At 58.3% G+C, this 7734-nt stretch carries 14 protein-coding genes; all 14 read left to right on the top strand.

Annotation, left to right across the window (positions count from 1 at the left end):
* The first annotated feature begins 4 nt into the window (after nucleotides 1-4).
* A complete protein-coding gene (rplF, locus tag AB4Z11_RS16370; RefSeq protein WP_442026302.1) occupies nucleotides 5-484 on the top strand; it encodes a 50S ribosomal protein L6 in 480 nt (159 codons plus the stop codon).
* A 13-nt stretch (nucleotides 485-497) separates the two neighbouring features.
* Complete coding sequence (rplR, locus tag AB4Z11_RS16365; protein WP_028101651.1) at nucleotides 498-860, top strand: 50S ribosomal protein L18; 363 nt, start codon at nucleotides 498-500, stop codon at nucleotides 858-860.
* A 10-nt stretch (nucleotides 861-870) separates the two neighbouring features.
* Nucleotides 871-1389, top strand: coding sequence for a 30S ribosomal protein S5 (gene rpsE, locus AB4Z11_RS16360; RefSeq protein WP_442026301.1), 519 nt, complete (start codon nucleotides 871-873; stop codon nucleotides 1387-1389).
* A 10-nt stretch (nucleotides 1390-1399) separates the two neighbouring features.
* Nucleotides 1400-1576, top strand: coding sequence for a 50S ribosomal protein L30 (gene rpmD, locus AB4Z11_RS16355; RefSeq protein WP_395403221.1), 177 nt, complete (start codon nucleotides 1400-1402; stop codon nucleotides 1574-1576).
* Between the two features lie 26 nt (nucleotides 1577-1602).
* The gene (gene rplO, locus AB4Z11_RS16350; RefSeq protein WP_395403219.1) at nucleotides 1603-2034 is read left to right on the top strand and encodes a 50S ribosomal protein L15; all 432 of its coding nucleotides are present in this window, start codon (nucleotides 1603-1605) and stop codon (nucleotides 2032-2034) included.
* Between the two features lie 27 nt (nucleotides 2035-2061).
* On the top strand, nucleotides 2062-3396 hold the full coding sequence (gene secY, locus AB4Z11_RS16345) for a preprotein translocase subunit SecY (protein ID WP_442026300.1): 1335 nt from the start codon (nucleotides 2062-2064) through the stop codon (nucleotides 3394-3396).
* Nucleotides 3397-3615: a translation initiation factor IF-1 gene (gene infA / locus AB4Z11_RS16340; RefSeq protein WP_005663428.1), complete on the top strand. Its 219-nt coding sequence runs from the start codon at nucleotides 3397-3399 to the stop codon at nucleotides 3613-3615.
* Between the two features lie 32 nt (nucleotides 3616-3647).
* Nucleotides 3648-3761, top strand: a complete 114-nt coding sequence (rpmJ, locus tag AB4Z11_RS16335) for a 50S ribosomal protein L36 (RefSeq protein ID WP_442026299.1) — start codon at nucleotides 3648-3650, stop codon at nucleotides 3759-3761.
* A 19-nt stretch (nucleotides 3762-3780) separates the two neighbouring features.
* On the top strand, nucleotides 3781-4146 hold the full coding sequence (gene rpsM / locus AB4Z11_RS16330) for a 30S ribosomal protein S13 (protein WP_442026298.1): 366 nt from the start codon (nucleotides 3781-3783) through the stop codon (nucleotides 4144-4146).
* Between the two features lie 14 nt (nucleotides 4147-4160).
* Nucleotides 4161-4565: a 30S ribosomal protein S11 gene (gene rpsK, locus AB4Z11_RS16325; RefSeq protein ID WP_028101645.1), complete on the top strand. Its 405-nt coding sequence runs from the start codon at nucleotides 4161-4163 to the stop codon at nucleotides 4563-4565.
* 225 nt (nucleotides 4566-4790) lie between these two features.
* Entirely contained in the window at nucleotides 4791-5414 is a 624-nt protein-coding gene (gene rpsD / locus AB4Z11_RS16320; RefSeq protein WP_442026297.1) for a 30S ribosomal protein S4, read from the top strand.
* Nucleotides 5415-5575: 161 nt separating this feature from the next.
* Nucleotides 5576-6553 carry a DNA-directed RNA polymerase subunit alpha gene (locus tag AB4Z11_RS16315; RefSeq protein WP_395403206.1) on the top strand — a complete coding sequence of 326 codons (978 nt, stop codon included), beginning with the start codon at nucleotides 5576-5578 and terminating at the stop codon, nucleotides 6551-6553.
* A 120-nt stretch (nucleotides 6554-6673) separates the two neighbouring features.
* Nucleotides 6674-7069, top strand: a complete 396-nt coding sequence (gene rplQ / locus AB4Z11_RS16310; protein ID WP_442026296.1) for a 50S ribosomal protein L17 — start codon at nucleotides 6674-6676, stop codon at nucleotides 7067-7069.
* Between the two features lie 117 nt (nucleotides 7070-7186).
* Nucleotides 7187-7734: protein-disulfide reductase DsbD domain-containing protein (locus AB4Z11_RS16305; RefSeq protein WP_442026295.1), on the top strand; the 548-nt coding region annotated here is incomplete at its 3' end.

Here is a 7734-nt window from a genome sequence, read left to right as displayed (position 1 = left end):
CGCCATCTCCGCGCAAGCGATCACCGTCAAGGGCCCGCTGGGCACCCTGACCCAGAGCCTGAACGGCCTGGTTAAAGTTGAAAACAATGCTGGCACCCTGACCTTCGACGTGGTCAACGACAGCCGTGAATCGAACGCCATGTCCGGCACCCTGCGTGCCCTGGTGAACAACATGGTTACCGGTGTGACCAAGGGCTTCGAGAAGAAGCTGTCCCTGGTGGGCGTGGGCTACAAGGCCCAGGCGCAAGGCGACAAGCTGAATCTGTCCCTGGGCTTCTCGCACCCAGTCGTACACGACATGCCTGCCGGCATCAAGGTGGCAACCCCGACCCCAACCGAAATCGTGATCACCGGTGTTGATCGCCAGAAGGTTGGCCAAGTGGCTGCTGAAGTTCGTGCTTACCGCTCCCCTGAGCCTTACAAGGGCAAGGGTGTCCGCTATGTGGACGAAGTGGTTAAGCTCAAAGAAACCAAGAAGAAGTAATTAGGGGCTGACGATGGACAAAAAAGAATCTCGTCTGCGCCGCGGACGTCAAACTCGCATCAAGATCGCGCAACTGAAAGTGAACCGCCTGTCGGTGCACCGCACCAACCTGCACATTTACGCGAACCTGATCAGCCCGGACGCCAAAGTTCTGGTTTCGGCCTCGACCGTGGAAGCGGAAGTGCGCGCCGAGCTGGCTGGCAAGTCTGGCAAGGGTGGCAACGCCGCCGCTGCCGCACTGGTTGGCAAGCGCGTCGCAGAAAAAGCACTGAAAGCGGGCATCACCGAAGTCGCCTTCGACCGCTCCGGTTTCCGTTACCACGGCCGCATCAAGGCGCTGGCGGAAGCCGCGCGTGAAGCTGGCCTGAAGTTCTAAGGGTACGATCATGGCAAAAATGCAAGCAAAAATGGCATCCGATAAGCCGGATGATGGCATGCGCGAAAAAATGATCGCGATCAACCGCGTGACCAAAGTGGTCAAGGGTGGTCGCATCATGGGCTTCGCCGCGCTGACCGTGGTAGGTGACGGCGATGGCCGCATCGGCATGGGCAAGGGCAAGTCGAAGGAAGTACCGGTCGGTGTGCAGAAGGCAATGGAAGAAGCCCGCCGCAACCTGATCAAGGTGCCTCTGAAGAACGGTACCCTGCAGCACACCGTTACCGGCCGTCACGGCGCCTCGCGCGTCATGATGTCCCCGGCCAAGCCTGGTACTGGCGTGATCGCTGGTGGCGCCATGCGCGCTATCTTCGAGGTGATGGGCGTGACCGACGTGGTGGCGAAATCCACCGGTTCGAACAACCCGTACAACCTGGTGCGCGCCACCCTGGACGGCCTGTCGAAAATGAGCACTCCAGCCGAAATCGCCGCCAAGCGCGGTAAGTCGGTTGAAGACATCCTGGCTTAAGGGGAACTTCATGAGCACTATTAAAGTAAAACTGGTGAAGGGCCTGATCGGCACCCGTCAGGACCACCGTGCCACCGTGCGCGGCCTGGGCCTGCGCCGTGTGAACTCCGTGCGTGAACTGCAGGACACCCCTGCTGTGCGCGGCATGATCACCAAGGTCGCCTACCTCGTCAAAGTCGTGTCGTAAGCACCCCTTACGATCAGGAGAAACTAATGGAATTGAATACCATTCAACCGGCAGAAGGCGCGAAGCACGCTAAGCGTCGCGTAGGCCGCGGTATCGGCTCCGGCCTGGGTAAAACCGCTGGCCGTGGTCACAAAGGTCAGAAATCGCGTTCGGGCGGCTTCCACAAAGTCGGTTTCGAAGGCGGTCAGATGCCTCTGCAGCGTCGTCTGCCGAAGCGTGGCTTCAAATCGCTGAATGCTACTTTCAAGGCTGAAGTACGTCTGTCCGAACTGAACGCCCTGGCAGTGTCCGAAGTGGACCTGCTGGTGCTGAAGCAGGCGGGTGTGCTGAATGTCCTGGCACGTGACGTGCGCGTTATCGCTTCCGGCGAAATCACCAAAGCAGTGACCCTCAAGGGCCTGAAGGTGACCGCTGGCGCGAAAGCCGCAATCGAAGCAGCCGGCGGCTCGGTAGCCTGAGTCCCGCTGGCTTGATCGGAGCGAAAATTGGCAACGAACCAACAGCTTGCTAAAAGTGCCGCCGCCGGCTTCCCCTGGAACCGGCTGTGGTTTTTGCTGGGCGCTCTGGTAGTGTACCGGATCGGGGCTCATATCCCCGTTCCCGGCGTGGATCCGGTACAGCTGGCAGCACTGTTCAAGTCGCAAGAAGGCGGCATCCTGGGCATGTTCAACATGTTCTCGGGTGGTGCCCTGTCGCGCTTCACGGTGTTTGCACTGGGCATTACGCCTTACATCTCGGCGTCGATCATCATGCAATTGGTGTCGATCGTCGTGCCGCAGATGGAAGCGCTGAAAAAAGAAGGTGAATCGGGGCGTCGCAAGATTACCCAGTACACCCGCTATGCCACAGTGTTCCTGGCGCTGTTCCAGGCCTTCGGTATCGCAGTCGCGCTGGAAGCTCAGCCCGGCCTGGTACTGGACCCTGGTTTGGGCTTCCGCTTCGTCACGATTGTGACGTTGCTGACTGGTACCATGTTCCTGATGTGGTTGGGCGAGCAGATTACCGAGCGTGGCTTGGGTAACGGCATCTCGATCATCATCTTCGCCGGTATTGCTGCCGGCCTGCCGAATGCCCTGGGCGGCTTGTTCACCCAGGTATCGACGGGCACCATCGGCGCCTTCTCGGCAATCGTCATCGTGGCCCTGGTTGCATTTGTGACCTATGCCGTGGTGTTCGTGGAACGCGGCCAGCGCAAGATTCTGGTGAACTACGCCAAACGTCAGGTCGGTAACAAGATCTACGGTGGCCAAACCAGTCACTTGCCGCTCAAGCTGAATATGGCCGGCGTGATCCCGCCGATCTTCGCTTCGTCGATTATCTTGTTCCCGGCTACCATCGTGGACTGGTTTTCGAAAGGCGCCGACCCATCGAATCCGGTGGTGCGGTTCCTGAAAGATCTGGCTGCATCGATGGCTCCTGGTGAGCCGATCCATGCTCTGTTGTACGCCGTGGCAATCGTGTTCTTCTGCTTCTTCTACACCGCTCTGGTGTTTAACAGCAAGGAGACTGCGGATAACTTGAAGAAGAGCGGGGCCTTTGTGCCAGGGATTCGTCCCGGTGAGCAGACAGCCCGTTACATCGACAAGATCCTGACCCGATTGACCCTGGCGGGCGCCGTCTACATCACCATCGTGTGCTTGTTGCCGGAATTCATGCAAGCCCAGTGGAAAGTGCCGTTCTATTTCGGTGGCACCTCCCTGTTGATTATTGTGGTTGTGACCATGGACTTCATGGCGCAAGTGCAAAATTATGTGATGTCTCAGCAATATGAATCGCTGCTGCGCAAAGCTAACTTCAAGGGCGGAATTCCGACGCGATAAATGGCAAAAGACGACGTTATACAGATGCAGGGCGAGATTCTTGAGAATCTGCCGAATGCAACATTTCGAGTAAAGCTGGAAAACGGACACGTGGTACTCGGCCACATTTCGGGTAAAATGCGCATGAACTACATCCGCATTCTCCCTGGCGACAAGGTCACGGTTGAATTGACGCCGTATGACCTGTCCCGGGCTCGTATTGTGTTCCGGACCAAGTAATTTTAGAAAATCGAACCATAGAGAGTGCAATCATGAAAGTTAACGCTTCAGTTAAGCGGATCTGCCGCAACTGCAAGATCATCAAGCGCAAGGGCATCGTTCGCGTCATCTGCGTCGAACCGCGTCACAAGCAGCGTCAAGGTTAATCAGTTCGAGGAATAACGAATGGCACGTATTGCAGGGGTTAACATCCCAAATCATAAGCACACCGTTATCGGCCTGACCGAGATTTACGGTATTGGCCGTCCTCGTGCGCAGTTCATCTGCGCCCAGACCGGCGTTGCAACCAACAAGAAGGTCAAGGACCTGGACGACAGCGAGCTGGAAAAGCTGCGTGATGAAATCGGTAAGTTCGTAGTAGAAGGCGATCTGCGCCGCGAACTGTCGATGAACATCAAGCGTCTGATGGACCTGGGCTGCTACCGCGGTCTGCGTCACCGTAAGGGCCTGCCGGTCCGCGGTCAGCGCACCCGCACCAACGCGCGTACCCGTAAGGGCCCGCGTAAGGCCGCTCAATCGCTGAAGAAATAATCTAGGGAACTATTATGGCTAAGCAACAAAGCAGCGCAGCAGCAGCTCGCGTTCGTAAGAAAGTTAAAAAGAACGTCGCTGAAGGTATCGCTCACGTTCACGCTTCCTTCAACAACACCATCATCACCATCACCGACCGTCAGGGCAACGCTCTGTCGTGGGCGACTTCCGGTGGTGCTGGCTTCAAGGGTTCGCGTAAGTCGACCCCGTTCGCAGCGCAGGTTGCTGCTGAAGCCGCTGGTAAAGTGGCGCAGGAATGCGGCGTGAAGAACCTGGAAGTTCGCATCAAGGGCCCTGGTCCTGGCCGCGAATCCGCTGTTCGTGCACTGAACAACCTGGGCATCAAGATCACCGAGATCCAGGACGTGACCCCAGTGCCGCACAACGGCTGCCGTCCTCCAAAGCGTCGTCGTATCTAAGAATCAGCAAGACCATGGCCGGTGCGGTGTGCACCGGTCACCGTCCCTGAAGGAAATCGCTGGAACAGTGAACCGGAAACGGTTATACTGTCCGGCTATTTTCGCCTTTCCGGCTTGCCGGGAATGGCTGTTGAGCCACCGCCTGTGCTGACAGTGAGCCAGGCTAGCGCCTAACCGCACTCCGATGCGGCTGGGGCGTCATTTAAATATTTAAGGAAAACTACCGTGGCACGTTATATCGGACCTAAAGCAAAACTCGCCCGCCGTGAAGGCACCGACCTGTTCCTGAAGAGCGCCCGCCGCTCGCTGGATTCCAAGTGCAAACTGGACGTGAAGCCAGGCCAGCACGGCGTCAAGTCGGGTGCCCGCACCTCCGACTACGGCAACCAGCTGCGCGAAAAGCAAAAAGTGAAGCGTATCTACGGCGTGCTGGAGCGTCAGTTCCGCCGCTACTTCGCTGAAGCGTCCCGCCGCAAGGGCAACACCGGTGAAACCCTGCTGTCCCTGCTGGAAACCCGCCTGGACAACGTAGCTTACCGCATGGGCTTCGGCTCCACCCGCGCTGAAGCACGCCAGCTGGTCTCCCACAAGGCCTTCACCGTGAACGGCAACGTCGTGAACATCCCTTCCTACGTTGTGAAGACCGGCGACGTGATCGCTGTGCGCGAAAAGTCCAAGAAGCAGACCCGTATCGTTGAAGCGCTGTCGCTGGCTGAACAAGTTGGCATGCCAGCTTGGGTGTCGGTCGATTCCAAGAAGATGGAAGGCACCTTCAAGTCCCTGCCAGAGCGTAATGAAATCGCTGCTGACGTGAACGAAGCGCTGATCGTCGAACTGTATTCGCGTTAATCGTTGAATCAAACCCGAGCTTCGGGTCAGACCCTGGGGTCTGACCCTGCTGTTTGGGTTGCGCCGTAGGGCGGGTCATTGACCCGCCGTTTTACCATTTAAACAATGCCATCAGCCTTATCGGTGTAACGAGCCGAGGGTAATGAAAAGGACATTTATCCATGCAAAATAGCTTGTTGAAACCACGTATTATCGACGTTGAAGCCCTGGGCCACGGTCACGCCAAAGTCGTGATGGAGCCGTTCGAGCGCGGCTACGGCCACACTCTGGGCAATGCACTGCGCCGCGTGCTGCTGTCMTCGATGATCGGCTACGCGCCGACCGAAGTGACCATCGCTGGCGTCGTTCACGAGTATTCCTCGCTGGACGGTGTGCAGGAAGACGTGGTTGACCTGCTGCTGAACCTGAAGGGCGTCGTGTTCAAGGTGCACAACCGTGACTCCGTGACCCTGACCCTGAAGAAGGAAGGCGAAGGCGCCGTGCTGGCTTCGGACATCGATCTGCCGCACGACGTTGAACTGATCAACCCGGATCACGTGATCGCTCACCTGACCGCCGGCGGCAAGCTGGACATGCAGATCAAGGTCGAAAAAGGCCGTGGTTATGTGCCAGGTAACGTGCGCCGTCTGTCGGAAGACACCAACAAGACCATCGGCCGCATCATTCTGGACGCATCGTTCTCCCCAGTGCGCCGCGTTTCCTACGCCGTGGAATCGGCCCGTGTGGAACAGCGTACCGACCTGGACAAGCTGATCATCAACATTGAAACCAATGGCGTGATCACCCCGGAAGAAGCGATCCGCCAATCGGCCCGCGTGCTGGTTGACCAGCTGAACGTGTTCGCCGCCCTGGAAGGCACCGAGACCGCCGCCGAAGCGCCATCCCGCGCTCCGCTGGTCGATCCGATCCTGCTGCGTCCAGTGGACGACCTGGAACTGACCGTTCGCTCCGCGAACTGCCTGAAAGCCGAAAACATCTACTACATCGGCGATCTGATCCAGCGCACCGAAAACGAACTGCTGAAGACCCCGAACCTGGGCCGCAAGTCGCTGAACGAGATCAAGGAAGTTCTGGCATCGCGCGGTCTGACCCTGGGCATGAAGCTGGAAAACTGGCCGCCTGCCGGCCTGGAGAAGTAATTTGCTGTACCCGCCCGGCGCGTGTTGCGCCGGGCGTTTTCACTCTAACCGGACCGCGCTCTCGCCTTGTGCCTGAGCGATCGAAGATCTCGGATTTAAACATTATCGAAAGGAAGCACTATGCGTCACCGTCACGGCCTTCGTAAACTGAACCGTACCTCCTCCCACCGTCTGGCTATGCTGCGCAACATGACTGTTTCGCTGCTGAAGCACGAAGCGATCAAGACCACCCTGCCGAAAGCAAAAGAACTGCGTCGCGTTGTGGAACCGATCCTGACCCTGGGCAAGACCGACACCCTGGCCAACAAGCGTCTGGCTTTCTCCCGTCTGCGCGACCGCGAGATGGTTCTGAAGCTGTTCGCTGAACTGGGCCCACGTTACGCAAACCGCAACGGCGGCTACCTGCGTATCCTGAAAATGGGTTTCCGTCATGGCGACAACGCTCCTATGGCGTTCGTTGAGCTGGTTGATCGTCCAGAGATCACCACCGCTGAAGAGGCACCAACCGCTGAGTAATGTCAGCTGGTTGATTAAGAAGCCGGGCATTGCCCGGCTTTTTTTATATGCGCACGGAAAAGCATGCATGGGTGTACTATTTGCCTGCGTTGTTGTTCATCCATTTGTCCCGAATCCATGCTGCGTTCCCACTCCCGATTGCTGGCACTGCTATCCGCCGTGCTCCTGTTCTTCACGCTGTTCGCCAACCCGGCGCGTGCGGAAGACGACTTCCTCGACCCCGCTGTCGCCTTTAAATTTTCGGCCAAGGTGGTGGATGGCAAGACCATCTCCGTCACCTACGACATCGCGGAAGGGTATTACATGTACCGCGAGCGCTTTGCCTTCCGAGCGGATGGCGCCACGCTCGGTGCGCCCCAGATCCCGCCCGGCAAGGTCAAGTTCGACGAGACCTTCAACAAGAATGTCGAAACCTACCGTCACAGTGTGACGATCCTGATTCCGGTGCAGGCCGCCGGTCCGTTCACCCTGGTGTCCACCGGCCAGGGCTGCTCGGATAAGGGCCTGTGCTACTCGCCGCAAGAGTCCACCGCGCGCCTGATGGCGATCGGCGGCGCGGCCCAGGCTGGYCCGCCGGCCGAAGGTGTGAAGCCGGGCGCACTGAGCCTCGGCACGCAGCCGGTAGCCGCCGACGTCAGCGTTCCTGGCGCTGTCCTGCCAGCCAC

This window comes from Pseudoduganella sp. RAF53_2 (genome assembly GCF_052113985.1).
Taxonomy (GTDB): Bacteria; Pseudomonadota; Gammaproteobacteria; order Burkholderiales; family Burkholderiaceae_D; genus Rugamonas.
This window is presented reverse-complemented; position numbering and strand designations above follow the sequence as displayed.

Coding starts and splice junctions, on each gene's coding strand:
- rplR (WP_028101651.1), top strand. CDS start 498: ATGGACAAAAAAGAATCTCGTCTGCGCCGCGGACGTCAAACTCGCATC.
- rpsE (WP_442026301.1), top strand. CDS start 871: ATGGCAAAAATGCAAGCAAAAATGGCATCCGATAAGCCGGATGATGGC.
- rpmD (WP_395403221.1), top strand. CDS start 1,400: ATGAGCACTATTAAAGTAAAACTGGTGAAGGGCCTGATCGGCACCCGT.
- rplO (WP_395403219.1), top strand. CDS start 1,603: ATGGAATTGAATACCATTCAACCGGCAGAAGGCGCGAAGCACGCTAAG.
- infA (WP_005663428.1), top strand. CDS start 3,397: ATGGCAAAAGACGACGTTATACAGATGCAGGGCGAGATTCTTGAGAAT.
- rpmJ (WP_442026299.1), top strand. CDS start 3,648: ATGAAAGTTAACGCTTCAGTTAAGCGGATCTGCCGCAACTGCAAGATC.
- rpsM (WP_442026298.1), top strand. CDS start 3,781: ATGGCACGTATTGCAGGGGTTAACATCCCAAATCATAAGCACACCGTT.
- rpsK (WP_028101645.1), top strand. CDS start 4,161: ATGGCTAAGCAACAAAGCAGCGCAGCAGCAGCTCGCGTTCGTAAGAAA.
- rplQ (WP_442026296.1), top strand. CDS start 6,674: ATGCGTCACCGTCACGGCCTTCGTAAACTGAACCGTACCTCCTCCCAC.